This is a genomic window from Streptomyces djakartensis (genome assembly GCF_014651075.1).
Taxonomy (GTDB): Bacteria; Actinomycetota; Actinomycetes; order Streptomycetales; family Streptomycetaceae; genus Streptomyces; species Streptomyces djakartensis.
The window spans coordinates 165,114-189,417 of record NZ_BMWE01000007.1 but is presented as its reverse complement, the minus strand read 5'-3'; the positions used below and the strand labels follow the sequence as shown (position 1 = coordinate 189,417).

The 24,304-nt window shown below is 70.1% G+C and carries 19 protein-coding genes and 1 pseudogene; 10 read left to right on the top strand and 10 right to left on the bottom strand.

All coding sequences use genetic code 11. The features are described 5' to 3' along the window. Positions 1-15: 15 nt before the first annotated feature. A complete protein-coding gene (locus IE212_RS14210; RefSeq protein ID WP_190198167.1) occupies positions 16-1,263 on the top strand; it encodes a DUF418 domain-containing protein in 1,248 nt (415 codons plus the stop codon). On the opposite strand, the gene IE212_RS14205 is transcribed toward IE212_RS14210, so the two are convergent. From IE212_RS14205 to IE212_RS14180, 6 genes are all read right to left on the bottom strand, one after another. Then, entirely contained in the window at positions 1,260-2,369 is a 1,110-nt protein-coding gene (locus IE212_RS14205) for a sugar ABC transporter substrate-binding protein (protein ID WP_190198166.1), read from the bottom strand. The two genes, IE212_RS14210 and IE212_RS14205, sit on opposite strands and share 4 nt — an antisense overlap. A gap of 289 nt (positions 2,370-2,658) precedes the next feature. Next, complete coding sequence (locus tag IE212_RS14200) at positions 2,659-3,111, bottom strand: heat shock protein transcriptional repressor HspR (RefSeq protein WP_086844021.1); 453 nt, start codon at positions 3,109-3,111, stop codon at positions 2,659-2,661. 5 nt (positions 3,112-3,116) lie between these two features. After that, positions 3,117-4,295, bottom strand: coding sequence for a molecular chaperone DnaJ (dnaJ, locus tag IE212_RS14195; RefSeq protein ID WP_190198165.1), 1,179 nt, complete (start codon positions 4,293-4,295; stop codon positions 3,117-3,119). A 36-nt stretch (positions 4,296-4,331) separates the two neighbouring features. Continuing rightward, a complete protein-coding gene (gene grpE, locus IE212_RS14190) occupies positions 4,332-4,988 on the bottom strand; it encodes a nucleotide exchange factor GrpE (protein ID WP_190198164.1) in 657 nt (218 codons plus the stop codon). Continuing rightward, positions 4,985-6,838, bottom strand: a complete 1,854-nt coding sequence (gene dnaK / locus IE212_RS14185) for a molecular chaperone DnaK (RefSeq protein WP_190198163.1) — start codon at positions 6,836-6,838, stop codon at positions 4,985-4,987. The genes grpE and dnaK overlap by 4 nt, the downstream gene beginning before the upstream one ends. Before the next feature lie 94 nt (positions 6,839-6,932). Then, positions 6,933-7,964, bottom strand: coding sequence for an MraY family glycosyltransferase (locus IE212_RS14180; RefSeq protein ID WP_190198162.1), 1,032 nt, complete (start codon positions 7,962-7,964; stop codon positions 6,933-6,935). Between the two features lie 241 nt (positions 7,965-8,205). Here IE212_RS14180 and IE212_RS14175 point away from each other — a divergent pair, with 241 nt between their 5' ends. Further along, positions 8,206-10,530: a (Fe-S)-binding protein gene (locus IE212_RS14175; protein WP_190198161.1), complete on the top strand. Its 2,325-nt coding sequence runs from the start codon at positions 8,206-8,208 to the stop codon at positions 10,528-10,530. Between the two features lie 125 nt (positions 10,531-10,655). Here IE212_RS14175 and IE212_RS14170 read toward each other — a convergent pair whose 3' ends face one another. From IE212_RS14170 to IE212_RS14155, 4 genes are all read right to left on the bottom strand, one after another. Further along, a complete protein-coding gene (locus IE212_RS14170) occupies positions 10,656-11,000 on the bottom strand; it encodes a hypothetical protein (RefSeq protein WP_190198160.1) in 345 nt (114 codons plus the stop codon). Positions 11,001-11,588: 588 nt separating this feature from the next. Further along, the gene (locus IE212_RS14165) at positions 11,589-11,918 is read right to left on the bottom strand and encodes a DUF6234 family protein (RefSeq protein WP_190198159.1); all 330 of its coding nucleotides are present in this window, start codon (positions 11,916-11,918) and stop codon (positions 11,589-11,591) included. 177 nt (positions 11,919-12,095) lie between these two features. Next, positions 12,096-13,154, bottom strand: a complete 1,059-nt coding sequence (locus IE212_RS14160; RefSeq protein WP_229864299.1) for a CPBP family intramembrane glutamic endopeptidase — start codon at positions 13,152-13,154, stop codon at positions 12,096-12,098. Between the two features lie 257 nt (positions 13,155-13,411). Further along, complete coding sequence (locus IE212_RS14155; RefSeq protein ID WP_190198158.1) at positions 13,412-14,323, bottom strand: helix-turn-helix domain-containing protein; 912 nt, start codon at positions 14,321-14,323, stop codon at positions 13,412-13,414. A gap of 559 nt (positions 14,324-14,882) precedes the next feature. Here IE212_RS14155 and IE212_RS14150 point away from each other — a divergent pair. From IE212_RS14150 to IE212_RS14115, 8 genes and pseudogenes are all read left to right on the top strand, one after another. Next, a complete protein-coding gene (locus tag IE212_RS14150; protein ID WP_190198157.1) occupies positions 14,883-16,148 on the top strand; it encodes a nucleotide sugar dehydrogenase in 1,266 nt (421 codons plus the stop codon). A 30-nt stretch (positions 16,149-16,178) separates the two neighbouring features. After that, entirely contained in the window at positions 16,179-16,352 is a 174-nt protein-coding gene (locus tag IE212_RS14145; protein WP_190198156.1) for a hypothetical protein, read from the top strand. Between the two features lie 41 nt (positions 16,353-16,393). Beyond that, on the top strand, positions 16,394-17,680 hold the full coding sequence (locus IE212_RS14140; protein ID WP_229864297.1) for a glycosyltransferase family 2 protein: 1,287 nt from the start codon (positions 16,394-16,396) through the stop codon (positions 17,678-17,680). 246 nt (positions 17,681-17,926) lie between these two features. Beyond that, a pseudogene (locus IE212_RS14135) lies at positions 17,927-18,157 on the top strand (hypothetical protein); the annotation flags it as partial. A gap of 283 nt (positions 18,158-18,440) precedes the next feature. Continuing rightward, entirely contained in the window at positions 18,441-19,847 is a 1,407-nt protein-coding gene (locus tag IE212_RS14130; RefSeq protein ID WP_190198154.1) for an FG-GAP-like repeat-containing protein, read from the top strand. A gap of 35 nt (positions 19,848-19,882) precedes the next feature. Then, complete coding sequence (locus IE212_RS14125; protein WP_190198153.1) at positions 19,883-21,304, top strand: FG-GAP-like repeat-containing protein; 1,422 nt, start codon at positions 19,883-19,885, stop codon at positions 21,302-21,304. A gap of 26 nt (positions 21,305-21,330) precedes the next feature. After that, positions 21,331-22,764, top strand: a complete 1,434-nt coding sequence (locus IE212_RS14120) for an FG-GAP-like repeat-containing protein (RefSeq protein WP_190198152.1) — start codon at positions 21,331-21,333, stop codon at positions 22,762-22,764. A 43-nt stretch (positions 22,765-22,807) separates the two neighbouring features. After that, complete coding sequence (locus IE212_RS14115; RefSeq protein WP_190198151.1) at positions 22,808-24,238, top strand: VCBS repeat-containing protein; 1,431 nt, start codon at positions 22,808-22,810, stop codon at positions 24,236-24,238. Positions 24,239-24,304 lie beyond the last annotated feature (66 nt).

The window sequence follows — 24,304 nt, the reverse complement described above, 5'->3', positions numbered from 1 at the left end:
CCACACCATGGGGGAGTGGACACGACACCCGTACGGACACCCGCGGACGGCTTACCGGGACCGGCGGGCCTCAGGCGCCTGCCCGCCGTCGACGCGCTGCGGGGATTCGCCCTGTTGGGCATTCTGATGGTCAACAGCGCACAGATCATGAGCCCTTACGAGTCGGAAGGGTTCCGGGACCCCGGCGCGGCCCCCTGGGACCAGGTCGCCGCGTGGCTGGTGTCGGCGCTGGCGACCTTCAAGTTCTACCTCTTGTTCTCCTTCCTGTTCGGCTACAGCTTCACCCTGCAGACGGTCGCCGCCGAGCGGGACGGCACAGGCGTCACCGCGCGCTTCCTGCGCCGGTCCCTCGGGCTGGTGCTGCTCGGACTGGTGCACGCCGTGGTGCTGTACAGCGGCGACATCCTGATGACCTACGGCGTCCTCGGGCTGGTGCTGCTGTGCGCGCGGCGGATCCGACCGGCCACCGCCGTGAAGGCGGCCACCTGGGTCTACGGGGTCTTCGCCGTCTTCCTCACCGCGATGGGGGCGCTGGCGACGGCGGTGGACGACGAGGAGCCCGTCCCCCGGCAGGAGATCGCACGGGTCGTGGCCGCCTACCGCGGCAGCGCCGGCACGGTCGTGCGGGAGAACCTGGACCGGCTGCCCCTCGCGTTTTTCGCCATCGTGCTCATGGCTCCGGGCGTGCTCGCCGCGTTCCTCCTCGGCCTGGCCGCGGGAAAGCGGCGCCTGCTCGCCCCGGGCGGGACGGACCGCGCCCGGCTGCTGCGGACCACGGCCCTCGGACTGGCCGTCGGGGTCCCGGGTGCCGTGTTCTTCGCCTCGGCCGCCCAGGGGCCGTTGGACGACCGGTGGCAGTTGCTGGGAATCGGCGTGGGCATGTCGACCGCGCCCGCCCTGTCGGCCGCGTACGCCTGCCTGCTGCTGCTCCTGCTGAACTCGCCGTGGACGGACCGCGTCCAGCGGCTGTTCGTCCCGGCGGGCCGTCTGGCGCTCACGAACTACCTGGGCCAGTCCCTGATCATGATGTTCGTGGCCACGGCGTACGGCCTGTCCCGCTACGGCCGATGGGGAGCCGCTGCCGTGCTGTTGCTCGCCGGCGCCCTCTACGCGCTCCAGCTCGCCCTCAGCACGGCCTGGATCCGTCGCCTCCGGCACGGGCCCGCCGAGTGGCTGCTCCGCACGCTCACCCTGGCCGGACGCCCGGGACGGGCGCCCGGGACGGGCGCCCGGGAGCGTCCGAACGCGGACCGGCCTGCCTAGTTGAGGTTGAGCGCCTCGCAGTCGGCCTTGTACTCGGCCGTGCAGATGTCCGACAGCTTGTAGATGTCGTCCGCGACCACCGTGTCCTTGATGTTCTCCTTCGTCAGGGCGACCACCGGCACGAGCTGCGCGGGAATGCCCTTGTCGGTCGGGCTGTCGACCTTGTCGCGGGCCAGGGCGGCGAACTGGATGTCGCGGCCCTGGACCTTGGCCACGGCCATCTCCGCGGCGTTCTCCGCCTCCTGCGGGTACGACTTGTAGACGCTCATGTACTGCTCGCCGGAGATGATCCGCTGCACCGCGGGCAGTTCCGCGTCCTGGCCGGTGATGGGCGGCAGCTTGGTCACGCCGGCGGCCTTCAGCGCCTTGACGATGCCGCCGGCCATGCCGTCGTTGGCGGAGTAGACCGCGGCGATGTTGCCCTTGCCGATCTTCGCGATCGCCTCGGCCATGTTGGCCTCGGCGTTCTCCGGCTTCCAGTCCGTGGTGTCGAAGGACTGGGCGATCGTCACCTTGCCGTTCAGCTCGGACATCGCACCGGCCTTGAACTGCTTGGCGTTCGGGTCCGTCGGCGAGCCGTTCATCATGACGATCTTGTCGGAGAGGCTCGCGTCCTCACCGACCGCCTCCAGCAGCGTGCGCCCCTGGACCTCGCCGACCAGTTCGTTGTCGAAGGAGATGTAGGCGTCGATCGGGCCCTCGGCCAGCCGGTCGTAGGCGATGACCGGGATGCCGGCCTCCTTGGCCTTCTTCACGCCGCTGGCGATGGCCCGCGCGTCGACCGCGTCCAGCAGGATCACGTCGACCCGGTCGTCGATCATCTTCTGCATCTGGCCGGCCTGCGCCTCGGCGCTCGCGTCGGCGTTGGCGTACTCGACGCGGCCCTTGTTGTTGGTGAGGGACTCGACCTTCCGCTTGATGATCGGGTAGTCGAAGTTCTCGTACCGGGTGTTCGCCCTCTCCGGGAGCAGCAGACCCACCGTGATGTCGCTGCCCTTGGTCGGGCTCGCGTCGTCACTGCTCCCGGCCGCGTTGAGCACGCCGCAGGCGGCGAGCGTGACGGACACAGTGGCGGCGGCCACGGATATGGCGATACGACGACGCATGGGAGCTCACTTCGCGTGTGATTCGGACGTGGGCACAGCTTTGCGGCCCATGTGACAGAAAAGCCAACGCGGAGCGGGCCCTCAGCGTCAAGCGGAAGCACTTAACGAGATGGCAACACTACGCTCCGAAGTAGTTGTGAAGGCAATGCGGAATCGCCTCCAAGCGCTCTGCACCGGTCAGTCATCGACAGAAGGGCCTGCGAAACCGGGTCAAGGCATACGAAAGGGACCGGGAGTTGCCTCCCGGTCCCTTTTCGTATGCCGCGCGGCCTTCGTGACGGCGCCCGCGTCAGTCCGACTGCTGCTGCCGCTTCGGCCGCCACACCACCAGCGCGCTGGTCTGCTGCACCTCCTGGTAGGGCACCAGGTCCCGGCGGTACGACGCGTGCACCGCCGCCTCGCGCTGGCGCATGGCCGCCGCCGCGCCGTCGAGCGCGTCCTCCAGCTCGGCCACCCGGGCCTGGAGCGCGGCGACCTGGTTCTCCAGTTCGATGATGCGCTTGATGCCCGCCAGGTTGATGCCCTCGTCCTGGGACAACTGCTGGACGGTGCGCAGCAGCTGGATGTCACGGGCCGAGTAGCGGCGGCCCCGGCCCGCGGTGCGGTCGGGGGACACCAGGCCCAGACGGTCGTACTGGCGCAGGGTCTGGGGGTGCAGGCCGGACAGCTGGGCCGCCACCGAGATGACGTAGACCGGGGTTTCCTCGGTCAGTTCATACGGGTTGCGTCGACGACCGTCCATCTGACTCATGCTCCCTTCGCGGCCTGGAACAGATCCGCCCGCGGATCCTCACCCGCCATCGCCTCGCGATACGCCTCGAGCGCGTCACGAGCCTTCCCCGTCAGGTCCTTCGGAACACTCACCTCGACCGTGACCAGAAGGTCCCCGCGGGTACCGTCCTTGCGGACCGCGCCCTTGCCCCGGGCGCGCATGGTGCGGCCGTTGGGCGTGCCCGGCGGGAGCTTCAGCGTGACGGGCGGGCCGCCCAGCGTCGGCACCCGCACCTCCCCGCCGAGGGCCGCCTCGGCGAAGGTCACCGGGACGGTGACGGTGAGGTTGTCGTCCTTGCGGCCGAACACCGGGTGCGAGTCGACGTGCACGACGACGTACAGGTCGCCCGCCGGTCCGCCGCGCTCGCCCGGCGCTCCCTTGCCGCGCAGCCGGATCCGCTGGCCGTCGCTGACGCCCGCGGGGATGCGCACCTGCATGGTCCGCGAGGACTTGGCCCGGCCGCTGCCCTTGCACACCTCGCAGGCGTTCTCCGCGATCAGGCCGCGGCCCTTGCAGTCCGGGCAGGGGTCGGTGAGGGAGAAGCCACCGCCGCTGCCCCGGGCGACCTGCCCGGTGCCGACGCAGGTCGGGCACACGCGCGGTGTGCCGTTCTTGTCGCCGGTGCCGGAACAGGCCTTGCAGGGCGACTGCGAGGACATCCGCAGCGGGACGGTCGCGCCCTCGATCGCCTCCGTGAAGCTGAGCGTGACCTCGGATTCGATGTCCTGGCCGCGCCGCGGCTGGGTGCGCGTCCCCGCGCCCGCGCCGCCGCGGTTGAACAGGCCCCCGAAGACGTCACCGAGTCCGCCGCCGAATCCGCCGGCTCCCTGGCCGCCCTGGGCTCCTCCGAAGAGGTCGCCCAGGTCGAAGTTGAAGGAGCCGCCCGCGCCGCCCGGCCCGGGGCGGAAGCCGCCGTTGCCGAAGAGGGCGCGCGCCTCGTCGTACTCCTTGCGCTTCTTGGGGTCGCCGAGGATGTCGTTGGCCTCGGAGATCTCCTTGAAGCGCTCCTCCGCCTTGACGTTTCCCTTGTTGGCGTCCGGGTGGTACTCGCGGGCGAGCTTCCGGTACGCCTTCTTGATCTCGGCCTCGGTGGCGTCCTTGGGGACGCCGAGGACCTTGTAGTAGTCCTTCTCGATGAAGTCCTTGGTGCTCATCCCCGACGCCCCTCCTTCCCTTCGTCCGCTGTGACGTCAGCCCTCGTCCGGGCCACCGCTCTCCTTGTCGTCGGCGTCGGCGGACTCCTCCGCCTTGACCGTCTGTGCCCCCGGCTGGGGTTCGGCCACGGCCACCCGCGCGGGGCGGATGGTGCGCTCGCCGATCCGGTACCCGGGCTGCAGAATCGCCACGCACGTCGTCTCGGTGACGTCCGGCGCGTAACTGTGCATCAGGGCTTCGTGGATCGTCGGGTCGAAGGACTCGCCCTCCTTGCCGAACTGCTGCAGGCCCATCTTCGCCGCGGTGCTCTCCAGCGACTCGGCGACGGACTTGAAGCCGCCGACCAGCTCGCCGTGTTCCCGCGCGCGGCCGATGTCGTCGAGCACGGGCAGGAGCTCGGTCAGGAGATTCGCGATGGCGATCTCCTTGACCGCGATCCGGTCGCGCTCGACCCGGCGGCGGTAGTTCTGGAACTCGGCCTGGAGGCGCTGGAGGTCCGCCGTGCGCTCGCTGAGCGCCGTGCGGGCCTGGTCCAGCTGGGCCACCAGAGCCGCGTCCTGGCCCGTGTCCCCGGCCGGGGCCGCCCCCTCCTCCGCGGAGGGGGAGGCGGCCTTCGGCTCGGCGTCATCGGAGGTGGCGCCGGAAGGGACGTCGGGCTGCTGCTCGTCGAAGCCCGGGGTCTCCTCCGTCACGCGGCACCGTCCTTCCGGTCCTCGTCGACGATCTCGGCGTCGACGACGTCGTCGTCGGCCTTGGCGTCACCGGCACCCGCGCCGGCTCCGGCGGCGCCGCCGTCCGCCTGCGCTGCGTTCGCGTCGGCGTACATGGCCTGGCCGAGCTTCTGGGAGACGGCCGCGACCTTCTCCGTGGCGGTGCGGATCTCGGCCGTGTCCTCGCCCTTGAGCTTCTCCTTCAGCTCACCCACGGCTTCCTCGACCTCGGTCTTGATCTCGCCCGGGACCTTGTCCTCGTTGTCCTTGAGGAACTTCTCGGTCTGGTAGACGAGCTGCTCGCCCTGGTTGCGGGTCTCGGCGGCCTCGCGGCGCTTGTGGTCCTCCTCCGCGTACTGCTCGGCCTCCTGGCGCATGCGGTCGACCTCGTCCTTCGGCAGCGAGGAGCCGCCGGTGACGGTCATCTTCTGCTCCTTGCCCGTGCCCAGGTCCTTGGCGGTCACGTGCATGATGCCGTTGGCGTCGATGTCGAAGGACACCTCGATCTGCGGGACGCCGCGGGGCGCCGGGGGCAGACCGGTCAGCTCGAACATCCCGAGCTTCTTGTTGTACGCCGCGATCTCGCGCTCGCCCTGGTAGACCTGGATCTGCACGGACGGCTGGTTGTCCTCGGCCGTGGTGAAGATCTCGGACCGCTTGGTCGGGATCGTGGTGTTGCGCTCGATGAGCTTGGTCATGATGCCGCCCTTGGTCTCGATGCCGAGGGACAGCGGGGTGACGTCGAGGAGCAGGACGTCCTTGACCTCGCCCTTGAGGACACCGGCCTGCAGGGCGGCGCCGATGGCGACGACCTCGTCCGGGTTGACGCCCTTGTTGGCGTCCTTGCCGCCGGTCAGCTCCTTGACGAGCTCGGCGACGGCGGGCATACGGGTGGAGCCGCCGACCAGGACGACGTGGTCGATCTCGCTGATGGAGATGCCGGCGTCCTTGATGACGTTGTGGAACGGCGTCTTGCAGCGCTCCAGGAGGTCCGCGGTCAGCTGCTGGAACTGGGCGCGGGTGAGCTTCTCGTCGAGGTGCAGGGGGCCCTCGGCGGAGGCGGTGATGTAGGGCAGGTTGATCGACGTCTCGGTGGACGAGGAGAGCTCGATCTTCGCCTTCTCGGCGGCCTCGCGCAGACGCTGCAGGGCCATCTTGTCCTTGCCCAGGTCCACGCCGTGGCCGGACTGGAACTGCTGGACCAGGTAGTCGACGACGCGCTGGTCCCAGTCGTCACCACCGAGGTGGTTGTCACCGTTGGTGGCCTTCACCTCGACGACACCGTCGCCGATCTCCAGCAGCGAGACGTCGAACGTACCGCCACCGAGGTCGAAGACCAGGATGGTCTGGTCGTCCTTGTCGAGGCCGTACGCCAGGGCGGCGGCGGTCGGCTCGTTGACGATGCGCAGCACGTTCAGACCGGCGATCTCGCCGGCCTCCTTCGTGGCCTGGCGCTCGGAGTCGTTGAAGTACGCCGGGACGGTGATGACCGCGTCGGTCACCTTCTCGCCCAGGTAGGCCTCGGCGTCCCGCTTCAGCTTCTGGAGCACGAAGGCGCTGATCTGCTGCGGGTTGAAGGGCTTCCCGTCGAGCTCGATCTTCCAGTCGGTGCCCATGTGACGCTTCACGGAGCGGATGGTCCGGTCCACGTTCGTGACCGCCTGGCGCTTGGCCACCTCTCCGACGAGCACCTCACCGTTCTTGGCGAAGGCGACGACGGACGGCGTGGTCCTGGCGCCCTCGGCGTTGGTGATGACGGTGGGCTCGCCGCCCTCCAGAACGCTGACGACGGAGTTAGTCGTGCCCAGGTCGATGCCGACCGCACGTGCCATGGTTGATTCCTCCAGCTGACTTGAGTGGAACGGACTCAAGTGTGCACGACGGCTCCCGAGCGGTCAACAGAGCTGAGTCGACCGGACTCAACTCTTATCCGCTCCTTACACGCAACGACCCGTTGACCTGCGACGATACACATTGCCGGGGATTTCGGGGACCGTACACGCGGACCCGGAACAACGTGAGGACGACGAAGAGCGCCCCGCCCGCCACCCACCACAGGACGTCGGCCCCGACCCGGCCGGCGTGCGCGAGTACCCCGGCGAGCACGCCGGCCAACGCCACGGCCCCCAGCAGCAGGGTCGCCCCGGGCACGGTCAGCCCGAGCCGCCGCAGCCGGTGCGCGAGATGGTCCGGCCCGCCGCGCAGGACGGGCCGTCCCGCCAACCGCCGCGCCACCAGGACCAGTACGGTGTCGGCGCCCACCACCGCGGTCAGCGCGAACAACACGCCCGCACTCTCCCCGAGCCCCTGCCCGGCCCGCGCGTACACGGCCCCCGCGGCCAGCACGAACCCGGCGGGCATCGAGCCGCAGGCACCGAGCCCGGCCCGCGCGGGATGCCAGTTGTGCATGAGGAAGCCGGTCAGCGCGGCGGCCAGCACGCTCATCAGCACGGCGATCCCGTCCATCACCTCAATGGCCGCACAGGCCCCCACGCCGAAGGCGGTGACCATCCCCACGCCCCCCGCGAGCCCGTCGGCGTGATCGAGCCCACGGAACCCGAAGGTCACCCACACGACCCAGCCGACGGCGAGCAGACCGGGCCCCACCCCCGTCTCGCCGTACGGCACGACACACGCGGCCGCCACCGCCGTACCGACGGCCTGCACGCGCCGCCGCAGCCGCCACACGTCGGCGCAGAGTCCCAGCACGGCGACCACGCCCCCCGCGACCAGCAACTCCCGGGCGCCGTCCGCCACCGGCGGCGCGACCCCGGCCCAGCCCCCCGCCCCGACGACCAGCCCCGTGACGAGCACGACGGCCACACCCCCCGACAACGGAACCTCCCGCTGCCGCCGCCGGTCGAGCAGACGCAGCCGGCGGGCGGGGGTCCGCAGGAGAGCCGTGAGCAGGGCGGTGAGGATGAGGGCGGTTGCGGCGGCGGCGATCCCGTAGAGCACGGATATAAGTTATTCGTGACTATGACAATTCGGTACGAATAACACGACCGGATCGAGACTGTCTTTCCGGCCCGCCTGAGGCAACCCTCAGCGATTCAGATCACCCCCCTCCCGGCTACAGTGCGACGGAAGATAGGGGTAGTCTCAGACGGACTGCATAAGTTACCGCTTAGTAATCTCGGGGAACCTGCGAGAGCGACAGGTCGCCCCGACGAAACCCTCGCAGGCCCGAGGAGCCCCCATGCAACTCGCCGCGATCATCGTGTCGCTGGTACTGACCGTGGTCGGCGTCGCGCTGCTCGCACGCGCGATCGGCCAGTTCGTCCGGTACTTCAAGCTGGGCCAGCCCGTGCCCGCCGGTACCCGGACCGACAACCCCTACCAGCGCAGCGTGACCCTGGTGAAGGAGTTCCTCGGCCACACGCGCATGAACCGGTGGGGCGTCGTCGGCGTCGCCCACTGGTTCGTCGCGATCGGCTTCCTGACGCTGCCGCCGACCCTCGCCCAGGCCTTCGGCCAGCTGTTCCAGGCCGACTGGGTGCTGCCGGTCATCGGCACCTTCCTGCCGTTCGAGATGTACATCGAGTTCATCGGCGTGATGACGGTCCTGGGCATCGCGGTGCTCATCGCGATCCGCCTGTCGAACCTGCCGAACCGGCCCGGCCGCAAGTCCCGCTTCGCGGGCTCCAAGGCCGGCCAGGCCTACTTCGTCGAGTACGTCATCCTCACCATCGGCCTGGCGATCTACGTCCTGCGGGGCCTGGAAGGCGCGCTCCACCACGTCGACCACTACGAGGCGTCGTACTTCGCGTCGTACCCGCTGGTGCTCGCCTTCAAGGGGCTGTCGGTCACCGCGCTGCAGAACCTGGTCTACCTGACCGCCATGATCAAGATCGGCACCTCGTTCGTCTGGATGATCGTGGTGTCGCTCAACACCAACATGGGCGTGGCCTGGCACCGCTTCCTGGCGTTCCCGAACATCTGGTTCAAGCGCGAGGCGACGGGCGGGACCGCGCTGGGCGCGCTGCAGCCCATGACGTCCGGCGGCAAGCCGATCGACTTCACCGACCCGGGCGACGACGACGTCTTCGGCGTCTCCCAGGTCGAGCAGTTCTCCTGGAAGGGCCTGCTGGACTTCTCCACCTGCACCGAGTGCGGCCGCTGCCAGTCGCAGTGCCCGGCGTGGAACACGGGCAAGCCCCTCTCCCCCAAGCTGCTGATCATGTCCCTGCGGGACCACGCGCACGCCAAGGCGCCGTACCTGCTGGCCGGGGGCGGCAAGACGATGGAGGGCGAGGAGAAGGCGTCCGAGGAGCAGCTGAAGGACGTCCCCGCGTCCGCCCTCGCGGAGGCCGAGCGCCCGCTGGTCGGCACGGCCGAGGAGAACGGCGTCATCGACCCGGACGTCCTGTGGTCCTGCACCACCTGCGGCGCCTGCGTCGAGCAGTGCCCCGTCGACATCGAGCACGTCGACCACATCGTCGACATGCGCCGCTACCAGGTGATGATCGAGTCCAGCTTCCCCTCGGAGGCGGGCACGATGCTCAAGAACCTGGAGAAGAAGGGCAACCCCTGGGGCCTGGCGAAGAAGCAGCGCCTGGAATGGCTCAAGGAGGTCGACTTCGAGGTCCCGGTCGTCGGCAAGGACATCGAGGACCTCTCCGAGGTCGAGTACCTGTACTGGGTCGGCTGCGCCGGCGCCCTGGAGGACCGCGCGAAGAAGACCACCAAGGCCTTCGCGGAACTCCTCCACATCGCGGGCGTCAAGTTCGCGATCATGGGCGGCGACGAGAAGTGCACCGGTGACTCCGCCCGCCGCCTGGGCAACGAGCCCCTGTTCCAGGAGCTCGGCATGGAGAACGTCATGGCTCTGAACATGGCGTTCGGCGAGGAGATGGACGACGAGGGCAAGGTCGTCCCCGAGTCGGCGAAGCCCAAGTCGGCGAAGAAGATCGTCGCCACCTGCCCGCACTGCCTCAACACCCTCGGCAACGAGTACCCGCAGCTCGGCGGCGACTACGAGGTCATCCACCACACGCAGCTGCTGCAGCACCTGGTGGACGAGGGCAAGCTGATCCCCGTGACCCCGGTCGAGGGCATCATCACCTACCACGACCCGTGCTACCTGGGCCGCCACAACAAGATCTACACGCCCCCGCGCGAGATCATCGCCAGCGTCCCGGGCGTCCGCAACGAGGAGATGCACCGCCACAAGGAGCGCGGCTTCTGCTGCGGCGCCGGTGGTGCCCGGATGTGGATGGAAGAGCGCATCGGCAAGCGCATCAACAACGAGCGGGTCGACGAGGCCCTCTCCGTGAACCCGGACATCGTCTCCACCGCCTGCCCGTTCTGCCTCGTCATGCTGACCGACTCGGTCAACGGCAAGAAGAACGACGGCAAGGCGAAGGAGTCCATCACGGTCGTCGACGTGGCCCAGCTGCTGCTGGACTCGGTGAAGACCCCAGTCCCCGCGGACGGCGAGGACGACGAGGACGACGGCGGCGGCGAACCGCCGGCCGGCACGGCCGACTCCGCGAACGCGCCGGAGCCGGAGCCGGTGAAGTAGGCGGTTCCCGCGGGTAGTTCGGATTGCTCCGACTGTTCCGACGCCCCCTGTTCCGAGTCATCGGGCAGGGGGCGTCGGCGTGTGATGAGGTTCGCGAGTCGGCGGACCTCACGCAGGATCGAGGGTCAGTTCACCGAAAGAACTCGGAGCTGAACATTGAGGTCCGAATCCCACCAGATTCTTCCCCTCACGATCAGGTCTCCATTGTCGTGGGGAGTTACGTTGAACACCTCCATGCTGGCCGCGCCCTGAAACGGCCTTCCGTTCAACATTTCGCAGATCGAAACAAACACCCTGCTTCCGGAGTTGACCGTGGGACCGCAGAGACAGGTCACCTGGAAGAATTGACGGCCCCTGAAGCTGAACCGGGTGTAATCGATGATTTCTTCTTCCCCCGCGTCAGGCTCCAAGGGGGGCAGGACCGTAAAGGTCGGGCCGCCGTCCACAGTCTGCGAAGCAGTAGACTTCATCGCTTTCCCCTCTGTTTCAGAGTGAGATCTCTTTCCGAAGGAAGCAAACCGAGATGCTGCAGAGGTCGATGCGATAACAGAGCCAGTATTGCGCTCTCAGTGAGCGGAACATCTTCCATATTATGCTCGGGACTTGGGCCTCGCATTTTCAGAGACCGTGAGCGGTGTGCGGCAGGTGCCTGAGAGCGCATTTGAGATCTGCCGCGCCGCTGGCCGTGGGTGCTCGTTGATCTCGACGTGAGTGGTGCTGGGCAGGTGCGGTCGCCCGCCGGCCGTGAGGAGTTCGTCGACGACGAGGGCCAACTCTGGCGGAAGGTCCGAGGCCCGCTCCACCGGCGGCTCACCCAGCGTCTGGCGACCCCAGCGGATGCGCTGATCATCGGAGAAGCCGGCGGAGGAGAATTCCGCCACGTGCCCGCAACCGACCGGCTCGCGACCTGGAACCGGATCAAGGACCGGCTCATGGCGGACTGCATACCTGGTTACGCCCCATATGAGTTCGTCTCCACAGACGGCCTCACACTCCTCTATATCGAGGAAAGTTGCCTCCATCGCGGCCGGTGCCGGACGGTCACCGCTGATGTCCTTTCACGGCGCGTGCTGTCCGCCGGCAGCAACAGAGGAGAACTGAACCGCTCCGACTCCCAGGACAACCAGCTGCACGACACCGGGGATACGCCATCCCAGGGCGAGGAGGCCACCGCCGGTGAGCACCGCGCCGCCGCCCAGAATCCACGACGCCTGCGACGCCACCTCCGACGCCCTCGTCGCGTTGGCGCTGTCGCTTTCGTAGCTGTCGGCCCATCCCGCCATCCCATAGCCGTACACCATCCAGGCGATGACCATCAGGTCGAGGACGAGCAGGACCACGCTGACCCCGATCTCCCGGCCGGTCGACGGACCCTTCGCCTGTCTCATGCCCCTTGCCGTCCCGTCTTCAGGTGTCGCTCCGTCAAACGCACGCGGTCAGCATGGTGCTCTGGCGGACACCGCGCATGAGCACAGGTACTCAGATCCGCGGATGCCCTGCGCTTCCCCGACGCTGGTCGGCGATCATTCCGGAGGACCCGAGCCTGTGGGTACGTGGCGCCCGGGTCAGGAGGCGGGTGGCCGTGGGGTGTCGTGCGGTGGTGTCGCGCCCTGTGGTTGCGGATACGGCGTGGGCCACGGGACGGGCGGAGCCAGTGGCGGTGGCAGTGGCGATGTCGGTGGCGGCGGTGGCGGTGGCGGCGAGACGTGTTGTGGGTGGTGGCGGCGGGTGAGCCATATGACGATCGCCGCGTAGAGCAGGACCGACGCCATGTCCGCGAGGGCGAGTTGCCACGGGGAGTCGGCCGCCGTCTCGTCGGAGGAGAGGCCGTCGACGAACGCGGCCGCGGCTCCGAAGGCCAGCAGGTTGTTCAGGACGTGGAGGGCGATGGCCGCCTCCAGGCCGCCGGTCCGGATGGTCAGCCAACCGGCCACCAGGCCGAAGAACAGCAGGCTGGCGAAGCCCCAGCTCGTGCCCCAGCCGTGGGCGGCGGCGAACAGGGGCGCCTGCGGGAGCAGGGCGAACCAGGGTGAGCGGACGAAGGCGCCCACGGCCTGTGTCAGCCAGCCCCGGAAGACGTACTCCTCGGCCGCGGCCTGCAACGGGACGAAGGCGGTCAGCACGACGACGGACGTGAGGAACGAACCCCAGCCCACCCACTCGTCGGACTTCCCCGGGCCGGTGTCGTCGCCGGGCAGGAGGAAAGCGGCCGCCGTCAGCAGTGACGTGGAGAGCAGGGCGGCGAGCAGACACCAGCCCAGCCAGCGCCAGCGCAGCCGCCCGCTGACCGACGTCAGCGTGCCGATGGGCCGCCGGCCCGGCCACAACACGGCCAGCAGCACGAGGGGGAGGGCCACCGCGATGAACACCAGGTCCAGCACCGTGTTGGGGAGCGGACCCAAGTCCGGCCCCCCGTCCGGCAGTTCATCGGCTCCGGCGACCGCCCCGATGGCGTACCAGCACAGGAACAGCAGGAGTACGAGCACCAGCCAGGCGCCCAGCATCAGCACGGTGCCGACCAGGGGTCGCCACCAGCGGTGACGGCCCGTGCAGTGGCCCATGCGGTGGTAGGGAAGGCCGTCGCCCTCCGGTCTCGGACGGGGCGGAGTTGACGGGGTTGTCATGATCGCAGCTTCCCAGAAGCGAGCCGGCCGAATTCCCGGGTGCTCCGTTGCGGACAATCAGCCGCTCAGCACCGTCCAGAATGGAGCATGTACGGATTTCGAAGGCCGTCCATAGCCTTGCTGGCCATGAGGCACCCGGGGAAGCACCACATCCCGGTGTGATCCGGCCGTCTCACATCACTCCGTCCGGTGCGGAAACCGCAGCCCGCCTGTCGCCACGAGATCACGCAGGCGCGCCGGACCCGGGGCCACGGCAGTCAGACCGGCTCCGCGGCGCGCAGGGCCCGCGCCAGCCACTCCAGTTCCTCGGTCGCGTCGGGCGACGAGGCCTGCCCGCGCACACGGGCGACGAGCCTGCGGTAGCGCTCCGCCTCCGCCTCGATACCGGCTTCCAGGCTGCGCAGTACGGCGGCCCGATCGGCGTCGCCGAACAACTCGGCCAGCACCTCGCGGGCTGCCGGCCCCACGGGAGACATCCCGCGTTCTCTGACGTCCGCGACGGTCCGCACAACCTGCCTGGCCCACCAGATGGACGCCCCGGGGGGACTGTCCTGCCCCGCTGCCGGCGTGTTGAGCTCCATCCACGTGCGCAACCGAGTGCGAAAGCCGCGGTCCCGCACCAGTTCGGCCAGTTCGATCCAGGCGTCGACCTGCTCGGGGGTGGGATCGTCGGGCAGTTCGACGCTGAAGGCGCGTAGGCGGTCGCGCAGACGCGGGTCGACGTCGAGACCGCCGAACACGTCCTCCTTGAACTCGTCGATGATCTGCTTGCGTTCGGCGGCGGAAAGCCGCGCCAACCGGTTCATCAGTGCTGTCTCCTCAGCGGTCGAACCCCGTTTCGCCACGGTGGACAGGACGGCCCGGCTCACCTTGAGCGATCGGATCCGCGCGTCGAGCGCGGCCACATGCGCGTCGGCGACCTCGGCGACCGTGGTGCGCCCGCTCAGAACACGGCACACGTCGCCGAGTCCGAGGCCCAGCTCCCGCAGGGTACGGACCAGTTCGACGCGAGCCACGGACTCGGCGTCGTACAGCCGGTAGCCGCTCGCGGAGCGGGCCACAGGCGGCACGGCCCCCTCGTCCGACCAGAAGCGCAAGGTACGCACCGGCAGACCGGTGCGGCGCGCGAGCTGACCGATGGTGAGCGTGTCGGAGCGTTCGTCGTCCATGGGCGAGATCCTGGACCTTTCAGCCGCTGGAGACTCAAGCGCCTCAGTGCGAGACCGCCGCGACCTGCACTAACCGTAGGTAACCGGGGGGCTTGAAGGGGTAGCGCAGGGGGCGCATTCAGCGGCGCACGGAAAGCGCATGGAATTCGCGAGTGCATCAATCGAACGCGCCATCCGAACAGCTTCCCGCCTCGCAATTGTGAAGATCACCCCGCGCGATCTCGGCATTCGGACACCATCGCGGCAGGTCACTGCCACAGCGGGAACGGCCGGTTGAGCTGGCGCCCCACCTCAACAAAGGTCGCCTCCGCGACACTTTACAAGTATCGAAACAGTAAAGACGGTTCCGTTCGGCGAATACTTGTTGAACCATGAAGGTCCACAAATAAGGGGGGTTTGTGAAGATCATCGGTTGCGCTTCGCGCACGTGCGGGCAGGGGGCCCGGACAGGCCGGTGATGCGGTGTCGTCGCCGTTCACACACCGCTTCTCACGCAGTGTCACGCCACGGCCGCCTGCTTCAGGAACAGACGGCCGTATTTCAGGGGTGAGGAACCACCATGCACATATGTGTGCTCGGGCAGGGCTATGTCGGACTGCCCCTGGCCATGAGGGCCGCCGAGGCCGGTCACACCGTGACCGGTTACGAACCCGACCGGACGCGTTGCGAGGCACTGGCCTCCGGAGTGTCCTACGTCGAGGACATCGACTCCGGCCGGCTTCAGTCTGCGCTCGCTTCGGGCGCCTACACCGCGAGTTCGGACCCGCAGGACCTCAAGGGCTTCGACGTCGCGGTCATCACCGTGCCGACGCCGCTGACCGACCGGGCCCCGGACCTGAGTTGCGTACGGGCGGCCGGGCGCGCCCTCGCGGAGTGGCTCGAGCCGGGCGCCACCGTCGTACTGGAATCGACCACATACCCCGGCACCACGCGGGATGTGCTGATCCCCCTGCTGGAGGAGGGTTCGGGCCTCACAGCGGGCCGCGACTTCCACGTCGGCTTCAGCCCTGAGCGCATCGACCCGGGCAACGCGGACTGGCGGCTGGAGAACACGCCGAAGATCGTCGCCGGGCTGACCGAGAGCTGCCTGCGGCGCGTGAAGGACTTCTACGACACCGTCACCGAAGTCACCGTGCCGGCCTCGGGGCTCGAAGAGGCCGAGCTGGCCAAGGTGTTCGAGAACACCTACCGGCACGTCAACATCGCGCTGGTCAACGAACTGTCCCGCATGGCCCACACCCTGGGCGTGGACGTGTGGCACACACTGGAGCTGGCCGCGACCAAGCCCTTCGGGTTCACCAAGTTCCAGCCCGGGCCCGGCGTCGGCGGGCACTGCCTGCCCATCGACCCCGTCTACCTCAGCCACCACGTCAAGGCCCGGCACGGACAGACCTTCCGGCTCATCGAGCTGGCCCAGGACATCAACGAGAGCCAGCCGGACTATGTGGTGCGCCGGTTGCAGGACACCTTGAGCCGGCGCTTCCGGCGGAGTGTGCACGGGGCGCGGATCCTCGCCCTCGGTGCGGCGTACAAGCCGGGCACGTCGGACGCGCGCCAGTCGCCGGCCGCCGAAGTCACCGACCGCCTACGGGCGATGGGCGCCGACGTCACCGTGGTGGATCCCTACCTTCCGGTGGCCGCCGGAAGTTGCCGTGACATCCCCTTTGCCGCCGGCAGCACCACGGAGCGCGTCGCGGACTTCGACGCCGTCGTCCTCCTCACCCCGCACAGTGAGTTCGACCTCGACCGGCTCGCCGCGGAGGCCGCGTACGTACTCGACACCCGTGGCGTCATGACCGCCGCCCCCCACATCGAACGGCTCTAGAGAGAGCCACAGAGGAAAAGAGGGAACAACATGTACGGACAGAACGGCGTGGGCGCCGCGATCGGTACCGCCACGGGCGGGGCCGCCCTGGCCGCCACGGGCGGGACGGCTCTCGGTTGGATCGTGCTGGCCGCGATGCTTCTCGTGATCGGCGGGGTGGCGGTCTTCCGCCTGGCGACCCGCTCCAAGCGGGTGACCGCTTGAGCACCGCGCACGCCCGCGCGTCACGGGTGAGATTCACCGTAGTGACAACCGTGGTGGTGGCGGCTCTGGCCGTCGCCACCGTGGTGGTGCACCTCCAGTCGAAGAGCCCGATCCTCACGTTCTACTGGTGGCTGGGCATGACGGTGATCGTCCTCTGCCTGTTCTCGTTCCTGAAAGGCCGGTCCTTCACCCACCTCCCGGTGGCCCCGGGCCGGACCGTGGCGATCATCCCGGCCTACGAGGAACCCACCGAGAACCTGCACCGCACCGTGCGGTCCCTGCTGGCCCAGACTCACCCGGTCGACGAGATCCACGTGATCGACGACGGCTCGAAGCAGCACCCCGTCGTGCCCTTCGACGACCCCCGGGTCTTCTGGCACCGGCAGGAGAACAAGGGCAAGCGAGGGGCCCAGGTCACCGTGCTCCGGCACCTCCAAGAGCAGGGCAAGCACTTCGACTACGTGCTCACCATCGACTCGGACGGCGAGCCTTTCCCGGACGCGCTCGAGCAGCAGCTTCGGGCCATGAGCAACCCGAAGATCCAGGCCACCACCGGCATGATCTACATCCGCAACTTCGAGGAGACCTGGGTCTCCCGGGCCGCCGACATCGACATCGGCACCTCGTGCGTGATGATGCGTTCCTCGCGGTCCATGCTCGGAGCTCTGGAGACCACCTCCGGTGCCCTGGCCCTCTACCGCGCCGAGCTGCTCTACGACCACCTGGACGCCTACGAGGTCGAGTGCGGCACGGGCGATGACCGCTGGCTGGCGCTGCGGGCCCTCATGCGCGGTGAGGTCGTGGCCGTCAACGAGGCCGGCGTCGTCACCGACATGCCGACGACGCTGAAGAAGACCTACCGGCAGCGTCTGCGCTGGGCCAGGTCGTGGTGGTGGATGCTGCCGTTCGTGTACTCGCGGCTGTCCCTGAAGCAGCTCATCTCGCCGACCTTCGGCTTGCTCCAGCTCGTCATCACCCCGGTGATGCTGGCCTGGATCGTCGTCATGACGCTCCTGACCGTGGGCGGCCGCTACCACAACCCCGGTGTGGCATTCGTGTACCTCGCCGTGTACCTCGTGGTCCGGTACGGCCAGTCAGGACTGTACGTCCTCATGCGACCGGACATGACGGCACGTCAGCGGTGGCGCTCATGGCTCGTCGGCACGCCGACGGCCGTGTTCATGAACATCGTGCTGCTGTGTCCCACCCGGTACTGGGCCCTGTTGAAGCTCCGCGACAACGCGTGGCAGTCCCGGGGCCTGACGGCGAAGACGGCTCTGCCCGGCGGCCGGCATCGTGGTGCTTCGAAGAAGCTGCTGAACGTGTGAGTGCCTCTTCGTACGAGCCCGGGCCATGAGCCCGGGCTCGTACGAGGTCCATACCTACGGAAGGCCCACCCCTGGCCCCTGACAACAATTAACCGAACTCACGTACAACCCTTACGCCCCCACACCGGTCTCCTGATCGCCGGCACCGTGAACGTCCGGGCAACTCCTGGCGGAGAAGCGACGGTTCGGCCCTCCATCGACTGTGGATGTCTGCCAGGCATCCCCGCATGCTGCAGGAGACCCCGCATGCATCAGCACGAGCGCCGCTCCGGGCGCCCGCACGCAAGCGCTCGCCCCTTCGGGCGGCCCGGCCTGCGGCTCGCCCTGGCGACCGCCGCCGCGCTGGCGGGCACACTGCTCACGGCCACGGCCGGCACGGCGACGGCCGCGGACTCGGCGCACACCCCGAAGGCCGACTTCAACGGCGACGGCATCGGCGACATGGCGTTCTCCGCCCCCGGCGCGTCCGTGAGCGGCAAGCTACCCGGACTTCGGCGACTGACGCAGCCGCCGCGTCCCGTCGGCGCGAACCTCGCCGGCTGACGCACCCGAGTTGTCCCGGGGGCGGATCTCGCCTAGCGAGCCACCCCGCCTCCCCGCGGGGCCGGTTCCCGTAGGTGCGCCACATCCCGTGCCCTCGGGTCCGGTCCCCCGCCGGTCCGGCCCCTCCCGTCGAGGCGGGCCGGACCCCACAGCCCGGACACATCCCTTCGGACCCGGCCCCCGCCGGTCCGGCCCCTTCCCCACCCGGAGTCCCGCCTTGCGCAAGCGCACCCTCCTCCTGGCCGCCACCCTCACCACCGGCCTCCTCACCGCCGCCACCCCGGCCACCGCCGCGCCCTCCGGCCTGAGCGGCGACTTCAACGGCGACGGATACCGGGACGTCGCGATCGGCGCGATGAGTGCCGACGTCGGGTCGGTGCAGAGCGCCGGGGCCGTCGTCGTGCTGTACGGCTCGTCGTCCGGCGTCTCGGCGGCCAGGAAGACCGTGATCACACAGAACTCCAGCGGTGTTCCGGGCACCGCCGAGGAGGGCGACCGCTTCGGCTACAGCCTCGCCGCCGGCGACCTGGACCGCGACGGCTACTCCGATCTGGTCGTGGGCGCCCAGTACGAGGACATCGGCGACCGGGACGGCGTCGGCACGGCCACCGTCATCTGGGGCGGCACGTCCGGCCTGTCCGGCGGCAAGGGCCTGCCCCAGCCGTCCGACCTGTCCGAGTGGGGCGGCTTCTCCTCCGGCGTCGCGACCGGCGACTTCGACGGGGACGGCGCGACGGACGTAACGGTCACCGGCCAGAGCCACACCCGCCTCTACAGAGGCCCCTTCAGCCGCACCACAGGCCCCGCCGGCCACACCAGCCTCAGCGCGTTCGGATCGACGTACGAGGTGTTCGCGGGCGATCTCAACGGGGACGGCGACGCCGAGCGCGTCTACCCCTTCCTCGTCACCGGCGACGAGGGCGGCGAGATCAGCTACCACGGCTGGACCGGCACCAAGTACGCCCGCACCTACCTGCCGGACGCCGACGGCGAGGAGGGCACCATCGCCGACGTCAACGGCGACGGCTACGGCGACCTCGTCCTCGGCGACTACCAGGACCCGCGCGCCGAGAAGCCCGGCGGCCACAAGGGCGGCCAGATCACCGTCTGGTACGGCGGCCCCACCGGCCCCGACCCGGCCCAGACACCGACCGTGATCCACCAGGACACCGCGGGCGTCCCCGGCGCCGGCGAACACGGCGACCTGTTCGGCTCGGCGATCGGCGCCGGCGACGTCAACGGCGACGGCTACGCCGACATCGCGGTCGGCGCCTGGGCGGAGGACGTCGGCACGGTGGAGGACGCCGGGTCCGTCACCATCCTGTTCGGCTCGGCCTCCGGGCTGAGCGGCAAGGGCTCCAAGTCGTACACGCAGGACACCGCGGGCGTGCCCGGAACGAGCGAGACGATGGACGCCTTCGGCATGACCGTGCGCCTGGTCGACCTCGACAAGAACGGCAAGGCCGAGCTGGTCAGCGGCGCCGGCTACGAGAACGGCCACGGCGCGGTCACCGTCCTGCGCGGCACCGCCTCCGGCCTGACCACCAACGGCTCCACGTTCCTCTCGGCCCGCGACGTCTCCCTGAAGGGCGGCGCCGACTTCGCCTGGGCCATCGCCCAGTGACGCCCCGCCCCATCACCTTTCCCGCAAGGACATCCATGCGTCTGCGCAGCGCCGCCCTCCTCATCGCGGCCCTCACCCCGCTCCCCCTCCTCCTCACCGCGCCCACCGCCCAGGCGGCGCCCGCAGCCGCCCCGTACGACTTCAACGGCGACGGCCGTACCGACCTCGCGATCGGCGCGCCGGGCGCGACGGTCGGCGGGAAGGCGAAGGCGGGCGCCGTGTCCGTGGTCTACGGCAGCGCCGACGGACCGAAGAGCTCGACCCGCACGCTCCTCACCCAGGACACCGCCGCAATGCCCGGTGCCGCCGAGGCCGACGACGCCTTCGGCTCCGCCCTCGCCTCCGCCGACCTGAACACCGACGGCTACGCCGACCTGCTGATCGGCACGCCCGGCGAGGACGGCAGCGACACCAACGACGGCACCGTCACCATCGTCTGGGGCTCCGAGTCCGGCCTGTCCGGAGCCCGTTCGCTGTTCAGCTTCTTCAGCACCGACTACGACCGCTACGGCAAGTCCCTGGCCGCGGGCGACTTCGACAACGACGGCGACGTGGACGTGGCGGTCGGCTCCAGCGGCCCCATCGTCCTCTCCCTCGTCGCCGGGCCGATCACCAAGACCGGTGCGCACAACGGCGGTTCCGGCTCGCGCAACTCCTCGTGGTCCAGCACGCACGGCGTCACCCACCTCTCCTCCGGCGACGTCACCGGCGACGGCCACCCCCGGGTGGTCCTGCACGGCCGCGCGGGCGGCACCGGCGACGCCACCACCGTCCTGGCCGACCTGGAGATCGGCAACTACACCGACTGGCTCCAGGACCTGCCAGCCGGATACGTCTCGTCCGTGGCCGACATCGACAAGGACGGCTACGCCGACATCGCCGTCGGCAACGACCGCGAAACCTCCGCCGACCCGGCGGGCGCCCTCGGCGGCAAGGTCACCGTCGTGTACGGCGGCCCCGGAGGCCGGGACACGAGCCGCGCCCCGCTCGTCCTCACCCAGGACACCGCCGGTGTGCCCGGCGCCTCCGAGCAGGGCGACCGCTTCGGCGGCGGCGTCTGTCTCGGCGACGTCAACGGCGACGGCTACGCCGACCTGGCGATCGGCGCCCCGGGCGAGAACTCCGCCGCCGGTGCCGTCACCGTGCTGTACGGCTCGGCGTCCGGCCTGACCACCAAGGGCTCGACGTCGTACACCCAGAACACGGCCGGCGTGCCCGGCGCCTCCGAGAACGGCGACCGTTTCGGCGAGCGCGTCACCCTCACCGACCACACCGGCGACCGCCGCGCCGACCTGTCCGTCTCCGCGCCGGGCGAGAACTCCGGCGACGGCGCGGTCTGGTCCCTGCGCTCCACGGCGACCGGCCCGACGGCCACCGGCTCGACGAGCTTCGGCCCCGGCACGACGGGCATCTCCACGGCCGGCGCACCGGGCTACGGCACGGCACTCAACTCCTGACACTCCACACCTGAACGGGGACTTCCATGCGCAAGCGCACCCTGCTCCTGGCGACGGCCCTGACCACCGGCCTGCTCACCGCCCTGCCCACGACGCCGGCCACCGCCGCGCCCTCCGGCCTCTCCGGTGACTTCAACGGCGACGGCCACCGCGACCTCGCGATCGCCGCCCCGCTCGGCAAGATCGGCGGCAAGAACGCGGCCGGCTACGTCGCCGTCGTCTACGGCACCGCGAGCGGCCTCGACAGCTCCAAGCGCCAGATCATCAGCCAGGCCACCGACGGCATCCCGGGCGTCCCCGAGGCGGGGGACTACTTCGGCGACCGCCTCACCACCGGCGATCTGGACGACGACGGCTACACGGACCTGATCGTGGGCGTGCACGCCGAGCAGATCGGCTCCACCGGCGACTCCGGCGTGCTCACCGTCGTCTGGGGCGGCGCGAGCGGCCTGAAGACCGCGACCGACCTGTCCGCACCGCTTCCCGAGAACCGGAACGAACTGGGCTGGTCCGTCGCCACCGGCGACTTCGACGGCGACGGCGACACCGACCTGGCCGCCGCCAACATCGCCTACCCCGAGCTGAACATCTTCAAGGGCCCGGTCTCCCGCACCGGCAAGGCCACCGAGCTCACCGGCATCGACACCTCCGCCCAGACCGGCATCAACACCGACCGGATCGTCACCGGCGACGTGACCGGCGACGGCGCGTCGGACATGCTGGTCATGGGCCAGGAGCAGGCCGGCGACGGCTACCGCACCCGCAGCGTGCTGTACAAGGGCTCCGCGACCGGTCTGACCGCGGGCGGCAAGCTCGCCGGGGGCTACGCGGCCGTCATCGCGGACGTGAACAAGGACGGCTTCGGCGACATCGTCACCGGCAACTTCATGGAGAAGTCGGCGGACGAGCCGAACGGCGGCCCCGGCGGCGCGATCACCGTGACCTACGGCGCGGCCGGCGGCCTCAGCACCCGCACGCCCGTCCGCATCACCCAGGACACCACGGGCGTGCCCGGCGCCGCCGAGAGGAACGACCGCTTCGGCTGGAGCCTGTCGGCCGGCGACACCGACGGCGACGGCTACGCCGACATCGCGGTCGGCGCCCCGTACGAGGTCATCGGCTCGCTGAAGCAGGCGGGCACGGTCACGGTGCTGCGCGGCTCGGCCGCCGGCCTGACCGGCAGCGGCGCCAAGTCCTTCTCCCAGGACACCGAGGGCGTCCCCGGCGCCGTCGAGGCGTACGACTCCTTCGGTCACGCCGTGCAGCTCACCGACGCGAGCGGTGACGGCCGCGCGGAGCTGGCGGTGAGCGCCTCCGCCGAGAACACCGGTGACGGCGCGGTGTGGGTGCTGAAGTCCACCGCGTCCGGCGTCACCGCCACCGGCTCCAAGTCCTTCGGCGCCGCGACCGTGGGCGGCCCGGCGGGTGACGCGTACTTCGGCGACGTACTCGCAAGCTGACCTCCGGACGTACCCGACACCCCTCTCACCTGGAGGAACACTCATGCGCAGGCACACCGCGGCCACCTTCACCGCCGTCGCCCTGCTGACCGCCGGCCTCACCCCGCTCGTGTCGGCGACCCCGGCCTCCGCGGCCCCCGCCGGGTACGCCGACGACTTCAACGGCGACGGCTACCGCGACCTCGCCTTCTCCGCCCCCTACGCCCCGGTCGGCGGCAAGACCGACGCGGGCGCCGTCGTCGTCACCTACGGCTCCGCCGGCGGCATCAGCGCCGCCCGCCGCACCGTCCTCACCCAGGACACGGCCGGCATCCCCGGCACCGCCGAGCAGGGCGACCGGTTCGGCAAGGCCCTCGCCTCCGGCGACCTGAACGCCGACGGCTACGCCGACCTCATGATCGGCAGCACCGGCGAGGACGCCGGCTCCGACACCGACGGCGGCTCCGTCACGGTCGTCTGGGGCGGCAAGGGCGGCCTGTCCGGCGGCCGGGGCGTGTCCGACCCGGCGGTGTCCGCCCACGACGAGTACGGCATGTCCCTCGCGGTCGCCGACTTCGGCGGGGACGGCCGCCCCGACCTCGCCGTGGGCAGCACCGGCAGCGACATCTGGATCCACCAGGGCTTCACGAAGGCCTCCGGCGCGGCGTCCAGCTCCGAGCTCGCCACCGGCCTGGAGACCGGCCCCGGCCTGAGCGGCGCCCGGGACCTCGCCGCCGGCGACGTCAACGGTGACGGGGCCGACGACCTGGTGGTCACCGGAGGCGACGCGGCCACCTACGCCGACGGCAACATGATCTACCTGGGCTCCGCCTCCGGCCTCACCTTCCAGACGTTCCTCAGGAGCGACGCGTGGGAGCTCGCCGCGGTCGGCGACCTCAACGGCGACGGCTACGACGACGTGGTCACGGCGGCCCCCGGCACCAACGGCAAGAGCCTCGGCGGCTCGGTCAGCTCCTACCTCGGCGGCGCGAACGGCGTCCGCACCCGGCCGCAGGCGGCGATCAACCAGGACACCCCGGGCGTCCCCGGCGCGGACGAGGAGATGGACGCGTTCGGCAACGACCTCTCGGTCGCCGACGTCGACGGCGACGGCTACGCGGAAGTGGCCGTCGGCGTGCTCCACGAGACCATCGGGGCCGCCAGGATCGCCGGCAGCGTCACCGTCCTGCGCGGCTCGGCCGCCGGCATGACCGCCACCGGCGCCCAGTCGTTCACCCAGAACACCGCCGGCGTCCCCGGCACCGCCGAGTCCGCCGACCGCTTCGGCGCGTCCGTCCGCCTGTCCGACCTCACCGGCGATGGCAAGGCCGACCTGTCCGTCGGAGCCGACGGCGAGAACCACCCCTCCGGCGCGATCCACAGCCTGCGCGGCACGGCCTCGGGCGTGACGGGGAAGAACGCGATCAGCTTCGGCCCCGGTTCACTGGGCATGTCGACGACCGGGTACCTGCGGCTGGGCCAGGACATGCTCTAGCCGGCACCCCCGTGAGGGGCCAGGCGGATGCCCGTACGGCCGAACCCTGATCCCTCACGGACACTC